Source organism: Alphaproteobacteria bacterium 33-17 (assembly GCA_001897445.1).
Classification (GTDB): Bacteria; Pseudomonadota; Alphaproteobacteria; order Rickettsiales; family 33-17; genus 33-17.
The window spans coordinates 38,941-52,527 of the sequence record MKSX01000011.1 but is presented as its reverse complement, the minus strand read 5'-3'; the positions used below and the strand labels follow the sequence as shown (position 1 = coordinate 52,527).

Here is a 13,587-nt window from a genome sequence, read left to right as displayed (position 1 = left end):
GAATGAAAGATTTTACTAAAGCTGATTTAAATAATAAAAAAGTATTGCTTAGACTTGATCTTAACGTGCCTATTACAAATGGCGTTATTAAAGATTTAACAAGGGTGAAAAAGTCACTTCCAACACTTGAGGCTTTAATAAAGCAAAATGCCAAAGTTTTGGTGTTAACGCATTTAGGCAGACCAAAAGGTATTGATCCAAACTTTTCTGTAAAGCCTGTATTTGAAGCGTTAAAAGAACTTATACCAAGCGTATCAATTCAGTTTGAATCTGATATTAATAAGGCAAAAGAGCTTTTAAATAGCAATCAAGTTGTACTATTTGAAAATATCAGGTTTGACAAGCGTGAAGAAGAGGGAAGCATAGAGTTTGCTAGAGAACTTGCAGGTAACATGGACGTATTTATAAATGATGCATTTTCATGCTGTCATAGAAGTCATACGTCAATTTCATTTGTAAATCAGTTCCTTCCATCATATCCTGGATTACTGCTTAACAACGAAATTACAAATTTAGAAAACATTGTATTAAATCCTAAGAAGCCAGTTACAGCTATTGTTGGCGGAAGTAAAGTTTCGACTAAAATTGATATTTTAAAAAATTTGATTAACAAAGTTGATTATTTGGTTATTGGCGGAGCTATGGCTAATACTTTCCTTAAACTCAATAGTGTAAATATTGGCGCATCCCTTTATGAAGAAGATTATATTGAGAGTGCAAGACAAATTGCTTTAGATTGCGAAAAATCAGGATGCAAAATTATCCTTCCTGTAGACGGAATAATTGCAAAGAAACTTAGTGATGATGCAGAAGCTAGGGAAGAAAATTTTGATTTGGTTCAAAGTGATGAAATGATTTTAGATATTGGGTCAAAGTCGGTTACTCAAATATCAGAAATTCTTGAAAAGTCAGCGTCACTCATTTGGAATGGACCAGTTGGCGCATATGAATTTAAGCCGTTTGCAAATGGTTCAATCGCTATTGCTAAAAAGGCAGCCGAGCTTACAAAGCAAGGAAAGCTTATATCTGTTGCAGGTGGTGGGGATGTAAACGCTGCAATTAACATTGCGAATTGTGATGAAGATTTTACCTATATTTCAACAGCTGGCGGAGCATTTTTAGAATGGCTGGAAGGAAAGGAATTACCGGGAATCAAAGCCCTAAAGTAGTGGTTATTACTAATATAGCTGACTTAGCTAACATAGAAGCTGATTGCCTTCTCGTTAACAATAGAGACTTTCTTGCGAAACAAGGGTTTAAGTTTGTAGAAGCTATTGTAAAGCACTCAGAAACCTTAGGAATTGCTAAGGATAAATGGATTTTTGATATAGGTGATAATATCCATTTAATGGAAGATGCTTATAAATCAGGTTTTACCAAAATGACGAGTGATTTACAAGGTGAGTATAAAGCGCTTTTTAGAGATAAAGCCGAGCAGCTTGGAATAGAAATTTATACATTTTAATATTATGCTAAAAACAACATATTCGCATACAGATTTAGAAGCAATTGACAGAGAGTTTTTAAGCTTTCTGCAAAGCGAAAATTTTGAAAGCTACAATAACTTGATTCAGCTTAGAAATAATCAAGCTGACTATGATAATTTAAGTAAGTTCCTGATAGATATAAGTTTTTATTTAGAAGCTTTTTTAGCTGTGAAATTTGATAAAATTCTAGAGACAGATTCTAGCAAAGAATATGCTAAAAAGATGGCACTTCATGCAAGCTTTAAAAAACATTTTGTACAAAGAGAAGTTGCTAAAAATATAGCAAATATTGATATATCAGAAGAAGCATATTTAAAAGCAAAGCTTGCTTTATTAGATGAGGATATTGCTACACTTTATGCAAATAATCCATCAGATGAAATGCTAGAGTCTATGCGTACATATACGGCTTATAACTTGGTGCATAATTCTGACAAAACGAATATTTTATATTACCTTCCTAAAAAACTAGATTTTCACAACTTACTTCATAAAAAATATGAGGAAGATGCAGAATTAAGAGATGGTTTTAGCTTAAATAGTGAATTCCTGGGGAAAGAATATTCTTATGACCAAACTCATTACTGTATTTTTTGCCATAATCAAGGTAAAGACTCATGCAGTAAAGGTCTTAAAGAGAAAGCATCAAATGAGTTTAAAAAGAATGAGCTTCAGGTTACCTTAACAGGCTGCCCGTTAGAAGAAAAAATTTCAGAGATGAACTATCTTAAGTCAGAAGGGCTGCTATTTGCACCGCTTGCCATGGCGATGATAGATAACCCAATGCTTGCGCTTACTGGTCATAGAATATGTAATGACTGCATGAAGTCTTGTATTTACCAAAAGCAAGAGCCTGTTGATATTCCGCATATTGAAAGTCAGGTATTAATGGACGTGCTAAATTTAAGCTATGGTCTTGAGATTTATAACCTGCTTACTTACTGGAATCCGCTAAATATAGAAAGACCTATCGTTAAAAACCTGACCCAGAAAAATGTAATGGTTGTAGGTAGTGGTCCCGCAGGAATTAATGCTGCATACCATTTGCTAATGGAAGGCAATTTTGTGACCATGATAGATGGGCTTAGAATTATGCCACTTCCAAATAACTATAAGACTGATTTAATTGAAAATATTGCTGATGTATTTGAAAACTTAGATGACCGCGTGCCATATGGATTTGGTGGTGTTGCAGAATACGGAATTACTAATAGATGGAATAAAAACTTTCTGACTTTAGTTAGAATTATATTAGAGCGACGTCAAAATTTCATGCTGATGGGCGGAATTAGGTTTGGATCTAATATTACTTATAACCAAGCAAAAGAACTTGGATTTGACCATATAGCGCTCGCATGTGGTGCAGGAAAACCGAACCTGCCTGAAATAAAAAACATGCTTATTAAAGGTGTAAGAACCGCATCTGATTTTTTAATGAATATGCAGTCGGGCGGTGCATTTAATCCTAAAAGCCTTGTGAATCTTCAGGTAAGATTTCCAGCAGTTGTTATAGGCGGTGGTCTTACTGCTATTGATACTGCAACCGAGATGCTGGCATATTACCCAAGAATGCTTGATAATTTGTTTGCAAATCTGAAGGATATTGAGGATTTTAAAGCTTCTCTTAATAACGAAGAACTAACTATATTTGAGGAATATGAAGCTCATTATAAAGCGCTTAAGCAGCTAAATAATATAGAAAAACTGGCATTTCTAAGAAGCCTTGGCGGTGTTAAACTTGTTTACCGTAAGGAAATAGAAGCATCACCTGCTTATAGACTTAACCATGAGGAAATTGAACTTGCGCTTAAGCAAGGTATTGAAATTGTTGAAAATGCAACTCCGATTGAGTTTGCTCAAGATGAAAGCGGCTGGCTATCTGCTTTAAAAGTTGATGTTAATGGTAAAATGATTGGTATTCCAGCAAAATCGGCATTTATTGCAGCTGGCACTAACCCTAATAATATGGTAGCTGAAGATATAAATCTAAAAGTTGATAATAGTTATATACAGCTTTTGGATGAAGTAGGAGTACCTGTAATTCCCGAGAAAATTGCAAAGCCCACGTCAGATGTATTTTTGGCGGTAAATGAAGGCTTAAGCGTTAGTATTTTAGGGGATATGCATCCGTCATATCAAGGAAATGTAGTAAAAGCCATGGCAAGCGCGAAAAAGGCTTACCCTGTAATTCAAAGAATTTTAAACAAAAGTGAAAATATTTCCGGAAACATCTTCCCAAAAGTTAAAGAATCGCTTATAACTCGTGTTCATGGTATAAATTTACTTACGCCTACTATTGTTGAAGTGGTATTAGAAAGTAAGCTTGCCGCCCAAAATTTTGAGCCTGGCCAGTTTTATAAATTTCAGGACTTTAGCGGAAAAATGGAAGGCATGGCCTTAACAGGTGCATGGGTAGATAAAGAAAAATGGCTTGTTTCTCTGATAGTTTTAGAGATGGGGGCTTCGAGTAAGCTTTGCAGGCATTTACAAATTGGTACTGAAGTATGCCTTATGGGTCCTAGTGGGATGCCAACCGAAATTTATAAAAATCAGAAAGTTATGCTGATTGGCGGCGGTCTTGGTAATGCGGTATTATTCTCAATTGGCAGAAGCTTAAAAGCAAATGGCTGTAAGGTAATATATGCAGCAGGGTACAGAAGCCTTAGGGATATATTTAAGCCGGAAGAAATTGAAGCGTCATCTGATGTAACGATTTGGTGCTGTGATGAAGGGACACCTAAAATTCACAGGGAAGGTGATAAAGCTTATAAAGGAAACATATTGCAGGCAATTGATGCTTTCTCTAGAGAAAATGATATAACTGGCATAGAGCATGTGGTTACTATCGGCTCAGACAGAATGATGGCAGCGGTAAGTAAAAATATAAGAAAATATATGCCAAAAGCTAAAGTTACGGCAAGTATAAACTCGCCAATGCAGTGCATGATGAAGGAAATTTGCGCGCAGTGTATTCAGGAGCATATTGACCCTGAAACTTTAGAAAAGACTTATATTTATAGCTGTAGATATCAGGATCAGGATGCTGATTTGGTAAATTTTGATTTCCTAAGTTCAAGGCTTAAACAAAATAGTATTTTAGAAAAAATTACAAATAAGATTATAGAAAATGAAACAGTTTAAAAGAACCGAAAGAATTAAAGTAAAAACAGCAAAAGGCAGAAAGCTTTCATCTAAGCTATGGTTAGAGCGTCAGCTTAATGACCCGTTTGTGAAGTTATCTAAAGAAAAGGGTTATCGTTCACGTGCGGCTTTTAAACTTTTAGAGATTGATGAGAAATATAAAATATTAAAGCCAGGTATCAGTATTATTGATATAGGTGCGGCTCCTGGTAGCTGGCTTCAGGTGATTTTAGAAAAATGCAATTCTGCAAAAAAACAATCTACTGTCATTGGTCTTGATCTTCAAGAGATTGAACCAATTGAAGGAGTAGAATTAATTCATGGTGACTTTACAGAACAAAAAACAGTAGATGAGCTTAATACTATTTTAGCAGGTAAAAAACTAGATGTAGTACTTAGCGACATGGCTGCATCATCGACTGGGTTTTCAGATGTTGATCATGACAGAATTGTTATGCTTTGCGAGCTTGTGTATGAGTTTGCAATTGAGAACTTAAAAGTTGGCGGATCAGTTGTTGTAAAAGTTTTAAGGGGCGGCACTGAACACAAATTACTCGCTGATTTTAAAAGAAATTTTAAAGAAGTTAAGCACTTTAAGCCACAATCCAGCAGGCAGGATTCAGCTGAAATGTATTTAATTGCTAAAGGATTTAACGGATAATAATATTTAAATAAAGTTAAAATTTTAACTTTACCCCCCCCCTCATTTTTGGTGTATACTTGATATTATCAGTTATACAAATATTTGAGGGATGAAATGTTAGATAATAATGACAAAGTTGCATCAAAAGTAAACTCAATTATGTTCTTTGAAGGGGCAAATGATAGTTTAAATAGATTTGTAAAGAGCGATCAAGAGAGAAAAAGCTTTGTAAACAACTCCCTTAAGAAAAAATCTTTTGGAAGATTAGAGTGGTATACAGATCAAGAAATTGCAAATATTACACAAATTAAACTGGCATATAAAAATGCTGATCCTGATAATAAAAATGTATATTTAGATATGGCTCAGTACATGAGTCTAGATGACCCAGATCAAAATAGAAATCAGGAAAAGAAACAAATAAATACTGATGTTAAAAAGCAATTAACTAGTAAGTATACTAATCAAAGTGAGATTGGAGTTCATTTGGTTTCACCAAATTGCATTGATCTTTCAGTAAGGGAGTCTGTATACGGGCAGGAAACTTATCAGCTTAAGGGTATGTTAGATAAAATTACTCAAGACCCACTTCTTAAACAAGCTGATTCAGTAAGAATTCCTATAAATTATAAAAATCACTGGATTACCTTAGTAGTTAAACCAAAAGAACACAAATTTGAATTATATGATGGTCTTGGTCGTAATTATCCTCGTTTAAATAAATTACTGAAAGAATATAAGTCTAAAGGTTTTGAAAATGGTTTAAAAACAATCAAAGGATTTCAAAACGATACGTACAGCTGCGGTCCATTTTGTTCGGCAGTGCTGACTTCAGATAAAGTTAATTTGGAACCTCATGACCTGAAAGGTAAGGGTGAAGAATTTCGTATGCAATATGTATATGATATCCTCAGGGGTGAAGAAGGCGCTAAAGATTTATTAAATGCTAATGCTAAACAAGTTCAGAATATTCCTGCAAAAATTCCACTAAATGATAAGCTTAGTGAAATAAATTCAAAAGCCAATCCTAAGCCAGATTATAATAAAACTGATACACCAAGTATGCTTCAAAATACTGCTAAGCATACAGATCGTAATGATTACTTAAAAGAAAAGGAAGCACTTAAGGCACAAAAGAAAGCTGAAAGGCAAAATAAACCAAGTAAGCCAAGTAAACTCAAATCTTTTGGTGCGTGGTTGAAAAGAACATTTAAACCGGGTCATAAGAATAAAATTTCAAGCGTTAATGTTTCTCCTGATGCTACGCCTACGAACAAAGACACTAAAAGCCGTGTATTAAAAAAGTAGCGTTATAATATTTTGTTTGCTAAATTCTTTTTCAGTAAATATCTGGTAACACAGGTTTTTATTGAAAAGGGGTTTTATGATAAAAATATTAGCTATATTAGATGACAGACCAGGCAATAATACGCAGGTAGAAGGCATTGCAAATAGGCTTTCTAAGGAAATCCGAAAATCTGAAGTTATCAAAAAAAGAGCTATATATAATGCTTTTGCTAAACTTCCATTTTTAAAATTCATCAATCATGCATATCACCTATCCAATCCTAAGGAATTTGATGTAAAGGCTGATATTGTTATAACGGCAGGCAGAAGAGCGGCTTTCGTTGGATATTTACATAAGAAAAATTTCGGATCTAAATGGATACATAACATGTGGCCAGGATTCATTGCAAAACATGCAGATATATTAGTGCTTCCATTTCATGATAAAACACGCAAACTTCCAAATATTATAAGGTTTTTAGGGGCGCCAAATAATCTTGATATATCAAAGCTTGAAGAAGAGGCTAAAGATTTTATTGAATTTTCAAGTATTGATAAACCAAAGCTTGCCTGCCTTATTGGCGGAAGTCATAAAAGCGGTAAGTTTACAAATGAAATGGCAGAAGATTTAGCTGATAAAATTAATAGTTTTGTATACAAAAACAATGTTTATCCATTAGTTACATTAAGCAGAAGAACTGGCGAGGCGCAGGCAAATACTTTAAAGGAAAAAATTGCTGATCCTAAGTATTTATATGACTTAAAAGGGCTAAATCCATATAAAGCGATGCTATATTACGCTGATAGTATTTTGGTAACAAGTGATTCTATTTCCATGATATCTGAGGCTGTAGCTACGCAAAAGCAGGTTTATATTTATGATCATGAGGATTTATCAGGTAATAAACACAAAGAGTTTATTAAAGAATTAATAAATCAAAAAGTTGTAAGTTATATCGGTAGCGACAGGTCGTCTGTAAATACAAAAGATTTTATGCAAGATTTGATAAATGAAATCATTAGAAAATTGCATTTAAATACATAATCGTGTATTCTACCTTAAAAATAAATAAGGGTATACGTATTTATGGCTGTAATGAGCGACAAATGGATTAGGGAAATGGCTTTAAAACATGGTATGATAGAGCCGTTTGTTGATACACAACAAAAATTTGACCAAAAAAAAGGCGGGCTTATATCATATGGTCTGTCTTCTTATGGTTATGATGCAAGAGTTGCTGATGAGTTTAAAATTTTTACAAATGTTAACTCCGCAACAGTTGATCCAAAAGAGTTCAACGACCAAAGTTTTGTTGATAAAAAATCCAGTGATGTTTGTATTATTCCACCAAATAGTTTTGCTTTAGCCAGAACAGTTGAATATTTCCGTATTCCTCGTGATGTTTTAGTTATTTGCGTTGGTAAATCTACATATGCACGCTGCGGTATTATTGTAAATGTAACGCCACTTGAGCCAGAATGGGAAGGGCATGTTACACTTGAATTTTCAAATACGACTCCGCTTCCTGCTGTAATTTATCCTAATGAAGGTGCATGCCAGTTTATCTTCTTAAAAGGAGATCAGGTTTGTGAAACTTCATATGCTGATAAAAGCGGCAAATACATGGGACAAACAGGCGTTACCCTTCCAAAAGTATAGAAAAATAGAGATGTTTAAATCCCGATGGTTAGGATTTAACGGAGAATTTAATGGATAAGTTTATTGTTAAAGGCGGCAATTCCCTTAAGGGAGAAATTGTAGTTAGCGGCTCTAAAAATGCTGCTTTACCAATTATGGCTGCGTGTTTACTTACTGAAGATAGCTTGGTGCTTTCAAATATTCCTTATCTTGCTGATATTATTACAATGTCAAAGCTTTTAGGGCAGCATGGGGTAGATATATCGCTTGATGGCACTGATAATACAAAGCAAAAAGGCAAAACAATGCTTTTCAGCGCAGCGCATATTCATAACCTTACCGCTCCTTATGATATTGTAAGAAAAATGCGTGCGTCGGTTATTGTACTAGGTCCACTGCTTGCAAGATTTGGTGAGGCTATAGTATCTCTTCCTGGTGGATGTGCAATTGGTGCGCGTCCTGTAGACTTACATATTAAAGGGCTTGAGGCACTTGGTGCTACAATTACCTTAGAAGAAGGCTACATGCATGCTAAATCAAACGGCAGACTGAAAGGCGCGGATTTTACATTTGATAAAGTATCTGTTGGTGCAACTGAGAATATTATGATGGCGGCTTGCCTTGCTGAAGGAAAAACTATTTTACGAAATGCAGCACGTGAGCCTGAGGTTGTAGACCTTGGTAAGTGCTTAATTCAAATGGGCGCAAAAATATCTGGTTTAGGTACGGATGTTATTGCTATTGAAGGCGTTGAAAAATTAGGGGGCGCGACTCATCATATTATATCTGATAGAATTGAAGCTGGATCATATATAGCGATGCTCGGCGTTGCAGGTGGTGAGCTTTTACTTAAGAATATTGATATTAGCTTAATTAGTAGTGTGCTTGATAAATTTCATGAAACTGGTATGAAAATCGCTGAAGTGCCAGAAGGTTTGCATATAAGTAAAATGCATGAAAAACTAAAGCCGCTTAATATTAATACTCAGCCGCATCCAGGATTTCCAACAGATATGCAGGCGCAGTTTATGGCTATGTTATGCCTGGCTGATGGGACATCGACTATTGCAGAAAACGTGTTTGAAAACCGTTATATGCATGTACCTGAGCTGATGAGAATGAGTGCAAATATAACTTTAAACGGTAATATTGCAGTCGTTCAAGGTAAAGATATGTTGCAGGCAGCAGAAGTAATGGCAACTGACCTTCGCGCTTCAATGTCGCTTATAATTGCAGCACTTGCAGCAGAAGGAGAGACAACAATTAACCGTGTATATCATATCGACAGAGGATATGAAAGAATTGAAGAAAAATTACAATGCGTTGGCGTGAATATAAGGCGAACAGTATGACAAATAATATACTTAGACCTTTTATTATAGGGTCAAAAAACATTAGAGGAAAAATTGTAAAGCTCGATCAGGCTTTAGATCAGGTTTTGACAAGCCATGATTATAATGATGCGATAAGCAAAATTCTTGGTGAAGCACTACTTGCTATTTCATTAATTGGCTCAGACATGAAAAGCGGTGGAATTTTAACACTTCAGTTTCAGTCAGAAGGTGATATCAGAATTTTCGTAGCGGATGTTACAGGAGATCTGCATATCAGAGGGTATGTAGAATATAATGATAATATTGATTTTACCAATAAAAACAATGCTAAAGATCTTTTTGATAAAGGTTATTTAGTCGTAACAATTGATCCTGCAGATTCTAATCAAAGATATCAGGGGATTGTAGAAATAAAAGGTGATACAATAAGCGAAATGCTAACTAATTATATTGTAACTTCAGAGCAGATTGAAACTGTTATCAAAGTTGCAGTAAATAAGATAGATGGAAAATGGGTAGGTGGCGGTCTTATTTTGCAAAAACTTCCTAGCAATGAAGAGGAGGATCTAAAATTGTGGGAAGATGCAGAAGTATTTGCAAATAGCGTAAAAGATGAAGAGCTATTATCAAATGAAATAGATGACCTAAGTCTGCTTAAAAGATTGTTCGGAATGCATGATGTTATTGCATTTGATCAAAGAGTAGTTGAAGCAAAATGCAGATGTTCGCATCTAAAAGCTTTAAAATTATTACAAACACTTGATAAGGAAGAACTTGAAACTTTAAAAGTTGATGGTAAATTAATTGTTAAATGTCAATATTGTAATAAAACTAATGAATTCACTCATATATAAAATATTTTTAATTTTAGGAGATTAATAATTAATGTCGAAAGAAGAATTACTAGAGTTTGATGGAGTAGTTGTTGAATTGCTTCCAAACGCATTCAGAGTTAAACTTGATAATGGTCACATCATTATTGCACATACATCTGGTAAGATGCGTAAAAACAGAATCCGTATTTTAGCAGGTGATAGAGTTACCGTTGAAATGACACCATACGATTTAACAAAAGGTCGTATTAAACACAGATTTAAAGATGGCGTAAAAGAGGAATAAAATGTACATAACAGCAAATACAATCAAAAGGCTTGGAATAATAGGTTTTGGCTTGTGTTTGCTATATTTGTCATTCATCTTAGTTGTTGGCACTATTACATTTAATCCATTTGACCCATCACTTAATAATGCAGTAAGTGCAGACAGAGTACATAATTTGTCTGGCACATATGGCGCATATTTTATTGACTCGCTTATACAATTTTTTGGATTTGCTACAATACCGATGGGGCTGGTATTTTTATCATGGGCGCTGAATCTTTTAGTTAATAAACGCATAAAATATTGGTTATTAAGAGCATCAGCGGCGACCGTGTTGGTTCTTACTTTGCCAGCTCTTATGCAGTTTATAAGTGTTCCTGAAAAATACATTGCTGTATCTGGGGGCGGATATATAGGTGTTTTATTATACAACTATGTAACGCAGTTTGTAGACCCTTGGGTCCATTATGCTGTGTTTTCTATAACGTCTTTTATAATATTTTGCGTTGCAGCCAATGTTAGTTTTAAAGAATTCTGGCGCCGCACGCTATTTTTAATGCATTTAACCTACAGATTTTTTGGCTTTATAGCTAAATCTTTCAGTAAAAATAATGCAGAAGAATATAGTTCAGAAGATGTTGAAATAAAGTTTGATGATATTGAAGAAGAATTAACTGCAAGAACCAGTATCAAAAAAACTAGCAAAATATCTAATACAAGAACCATTAAAAAATCTGATAAATCACTTAAATATTCACCAGATGCAGAGTTTGTGTTGCCTCCGCTAAACTTACTTACTGAAAAACCTAAAAATGCTACATTTAAAGTAACATCAGAAGCTTTAAGGCAGCAGGTTACTTTATTAGAGCAGGTATTAGTTGACTTTGGTATTAAAGGTCAGATTATTCAGGTAAAGCCAGGACCTGTTGTTACTTTATTTGAGCTTGAGCCTGCGGCTGGTACAAAGTCTGCAAGAATTATTGGTCTTGCTGATGACATTGCTCGTTCAATGAGCGCGCTTTCTGCAAGGATTGCTGTAGTGCCAGGTAAAAATATAATAGGTATTGAACTCCCAAATAAACAGCGCGAAACTGTATATTTCAAAGAGCTTTTGGAATCAAGTATATTTAAGGAAGTTGAGCTTAAATTACCACTTGCATTAGGTAAAGATATTGGTGGTGAAACTTCGGTTGTGGATCTTGCAAAAATGCCGCATTTACTTGTTGCAGGTACAACAGGTTCTGGTAAATCAGTTGGTATTAATGCCATGATTTTATCACTGCTTTATAAGCTTACGCCCGATGAATGTAAGTTCATTATGATTGACCCTAAAATGCTAGAGCTTTCAGTTTATGATGGTATACCACATTTGCTTACTCCCGTTGTTACTGAGCCTCAAAAAGCTGTGGTTGCACTTAAATGGGTGGTTAAAGAAATGGAAAACCGCTATAGGCTTATGTCCAGCCTTGGCGTTAGAAACGTTGCAGGATTTAATGACAAAGTTAAAGAAGCGATGAGTGAAGGTAAAATCTTATCCCGCAGAATTCAAACAGGATTTGATCCTGTAACAGGTAAGCCTATATACGAAACAATGGAAATTGAAAATAAGACAGTTCCTTATATCGTTGTAATCGTAGACGAAATGGCTGATCTTATGCTTGTTGCAGGTAAAGAAATTGAAACATCAATTCAAAGACTTGCGCAAATGGCACGTGCCGCTGGTATTCACATTATCATGGCAACACAAAGACCATCTGTTGATGTTATTACGGGCATTATTAAAGCAAACTTCCCGTCACGTATCTCATTTCAGGTTACTTCTAAAATCGATAGCCGCACAATTCTTGGTGACCAGGGGGCAGAGCAGCTTTTAGGTATGGGCGACATGCTTTATATGGCGTCTGGCGGGAAAATAACTCGTGTTCATGGTGCGTTTGTAAGCGATAGTGAAGTTGAAAAAGTGGTAAACATGCTAAAAGAGCAAGGTTCACCTGAATATATAGAAGATGTTACAAAATCAGAGGATGAAGAAGGTATGATAAGCAACATGATGGGCGGATCTGGTGATGATTTATATGATCAGGCTGTTCAAATTGTGCTTCGTGATAAAAAGGCTTCAACAAGCTATATTCAGAGATGTCTCAAAATAGGATATAACAGAGCTGCAACCATTATTGAAAGAATGGAAAAAGAAGGCATTGTAAGTGCAGCAAATCACGTTGGTAAAAGGGAGATCTTAGCAGCAGAATGAGAAAGTTTAATTTTATAAAATTGTTAGCTGTATTTAGCATTGTACTGATGTCAAATTATGCATCAGCAAATAAGCCAAATGTTCATACAATAATTGAGCAAATGAACTATATAGATCAGGAGTCTATATTATCTGCTCATACTCAAAATAATGATAAAACTGTGCAAAGAATCTCAGCTTATTTAAACAGCCTTAAATCTATTGCAGCTGAGTTTATTCAGGTAGCAGCCGACGGTACAAATAGCGACGGTATGTTTTTCCTATCACGTCCTGGAAAATTAAGGTGGCAGTATAATCCGCCAACACCTATTTTAATTGTTATTAATGGCAAAAAACTCATATATTATGATTATGAGTTAAATGAAATTAGTTATACCAATACTCATGATGTTTTAGGTTCATTTCTAACTGCTGAAAGAATAGATTTTTCTGACAAAATGGTTAAATCTGAAGTTATTGCTAAAAATAATATTATTAGAGTTACTTTAATTCATAAGACTAAAACTGATGAAAAAATGGTGATGATATTTAAGGATAATCCGCTTGAGCTTAAAAAAATGGAATTTTATGATGCAAACGGACAAATGACATCTGTATCATTTCATAATGCCAAATATAACCACAAAATTGATGATGAATTATTTGTTGTTAAAAATCCGCGTATTTTCGGTAAACAAAAACAACCTAATGCTAATTAGAGAATT

At 34.7% G+C, this 13,587-nt stretch carries 12 protein-coding genes; all 12 read left to right on the top strand.

The annotated features are described in order from the left end of the window. The first annotated feature begins 2 nt into the window (after positions 1-2). Entirely contained in the window at positions 3-1,169 is a 1,167-nt protein-coding gene (locus tag BGO27_02205) for a phosphoglycerate kinase (GenBank protein ID OJV15302.1), read from the top strand. Next, positions 1,169-1,465 (top strand): hypothetical protein, encoded by a 297-nt coding sequence (locus BGO27_02200; protein ID OJV15301.1) that lies wholly within the window; start codon positions 1,169-1,171, stop codon positions 1,463-1,465. The genes BGO27_02205 and BGO27_02200 overlap by 1 nt, the downstream gene beginning before the upstream one ends. Positions 1,466-1,469: 4 nt before the next feature. Next, on the top strand, positions 1,470-4,628 hold the full coding sequence (locus BGO27_02195; protein ID OJV15300.1) for a hypothetical protein: 3,159 nt from the start codon (positions 1,470-1,472) through the stop codon (positions 4,626-4,628). After that, a complete protein-coding gene (locus tag BGO27_02190; protein ID OJV15299.1) occupies positions 4,615-5,289 on the top strand; it encodes a hypothetical protein in 675 nt (224 codons plus the stop codon). Before BGO27_02195 ends, BGO27_02190 begins: the two co-directional genes overlap by 14 nt. Positions 5,290-5,385: 96 nt before the next feature. After that, on the top strand, positions 5,386-6,579 hold the full coding sequence (locus tag BGO27_02185; protein OJV15298.1) for a hypothetical protein: 1,194 nt from the start codon (positions 5,386-5,388) through the stop codon (positions 6,577-6,579). Positions 6,580-6,655: 76 nt separating this feature from the next. Then, positions 6,656-7,603 (top strand): hypothetical protein, encoded by a 948-nt coding sequence (locus BGO27_02180; protein OJV15297.1) that lies wholly within the window; start codon positions 6,656-6,658, stop codon positions 7,601-7,603. Between the two features lie 42 nt (positions 7,604-7,645). Beyond that, complete coding sequence (locus tag BGO27_02175) at positions 7,646-8,218, top strand: dCTP deaminase (protein ID OJV15296.1); 573 nt, start codon at positions 7,646-7,648, stop codon at positions 8,216-8,218. A 50-nt stretch (positions 8,219-8,268) separates the two neighbouring features. Continuing rightward, the gene (locus tag BGO27_02170) at positions 8,269-9,549 is read left to right on the top strand and encodes a UDP-N-acetylglucosamine 1-carboxyvinyltransferase (GenBank protein OJV15295.1); all 1,281 of its coding nucleotides are present in this window, start codon (positions 8,269-8,271) and stop codon (positions 9,547-9,549) included. After that, positions 9,546-10,385, top strand: a complete 840-nt coding sequence (locus BGO27_02165) for a hypothetical protein (GenBank protein ID OJV15294.1) — start codon at positions 9,546-9,548, stop codon at positions 10,383-10,385. Before BGO27_02170 ends, BGO27_02165 begins: the two co-directional genes overlap by 4 nt. Before the next feature lie 31 nt (positions 10,386-10,416). Beyond that, positions 10,417-10,650 (top strand): translation initiation factor IF-1, encoded by a 234-nt coding sequence (locus tag BGO27_02160; protein OJV15293.1) that lies wholly within the window; start codon positions 10,417-10,419, stop codon positions 10,648-10,650. 1 nt (position 10,651) lies between these two features. Beyond that, a complete protein-coding gene (locus tag BGO27_02155) occupies positions 10,652-12,883 on the top strand; it encodes a hypothetical protein (GenBank protein ID OJV15292.1) in 2,232 nt (743 codons plus the stop codon). Beyond that, positions 12,880-13,581: a hypothetical protein gene (locus tag BGO27_02150; protein OJV15291.1), complete on the top strand. Its 702-nt coding sequence runs from the start codon at positions 12,880-12,882 to the stop codon at positions 13,579-13,581. Before BGO27_02155 ends, BGO27_02150 begins: the two co-directional genes overlap by 4 nt. The last annotated feature ends 6 nt before the right edge of the window (positions 13,582-13,587 follow it).

Bases quoted from the DNA above. Each gene is read 5' to 3' on its own strand.
- BGO27_02205 (OJV15302.1), top strand. From the start codon at position 3: ATGAAAGATTTTACTAAAGCTGATTTAAATAATAAAAAAGTATTGCTT.
- BGO27_02180 (OJV15297.1), top strand. From the start codon at position 6,656: ATGATAAAAATATTAGCTATATTAGATGACAGACCAGGCAATAATACG.
- BGO27_02185 (OJV15298.1), top strand. From the start codon at position 5,386: ATGTTAGATAATAATGACAAAGTTGCATCAAAAGTAAACTCAATTATG.
- BGO27_02160 (OJV15293.1), top strand. From the start codon at position 10,417: ATGTCGAAAGAAGAATTACTAGAGTTTGATGGAGTAGTTGTTGAATTG.
- BGO27_02155 (OJV15292.1), top strand. From the start codon at position 10,652: ATGTACATAACAGCAAATACAATCAAAAGGCTTGGAATAATAGGTTTT.
- BGO27_02170 (OJV15295.1), top strand. From the start codon at position 8,269: ATGGATAAGTTTATTGTTAAAGGCGGCAATTCCCTTAAGGGAGAAATT.
- BGO27_02175 (OJV15296.1), top strand. From the start codon at position 7,646: ATGGCTGTAATGAGCGACAAATGGATTAGGGAAATGGCTTTAAAACAT.
- BGO27_02190 (OJV15299.1), top strand. From the start codon at position 4,615: ATGAAACAGTTTAAAAGAACCGAAAGAATTAAAGTAAAAACAGCAAAA.
- BGO27_02150 (OJV15291.1), top strand. From the start codon at position 12,880: ATGAGAAAGTTTAATTTTATAAAATTGTTAGCTGTATTTAGCATTGTA.
- BGO27_02195 (OJV15300.1), top strand. From the start codon at position 1,470: ATGCTAAAAACAACATATTCGCATACAGATTTAGAAGCAATTGACAGA.
- BGO27_02165 (OJV15294.1), top strand. From the start codon at position 9,546: ATGACAAATAATATACTTAGACCTTTTATTATAGGGTCAAAAAACATT.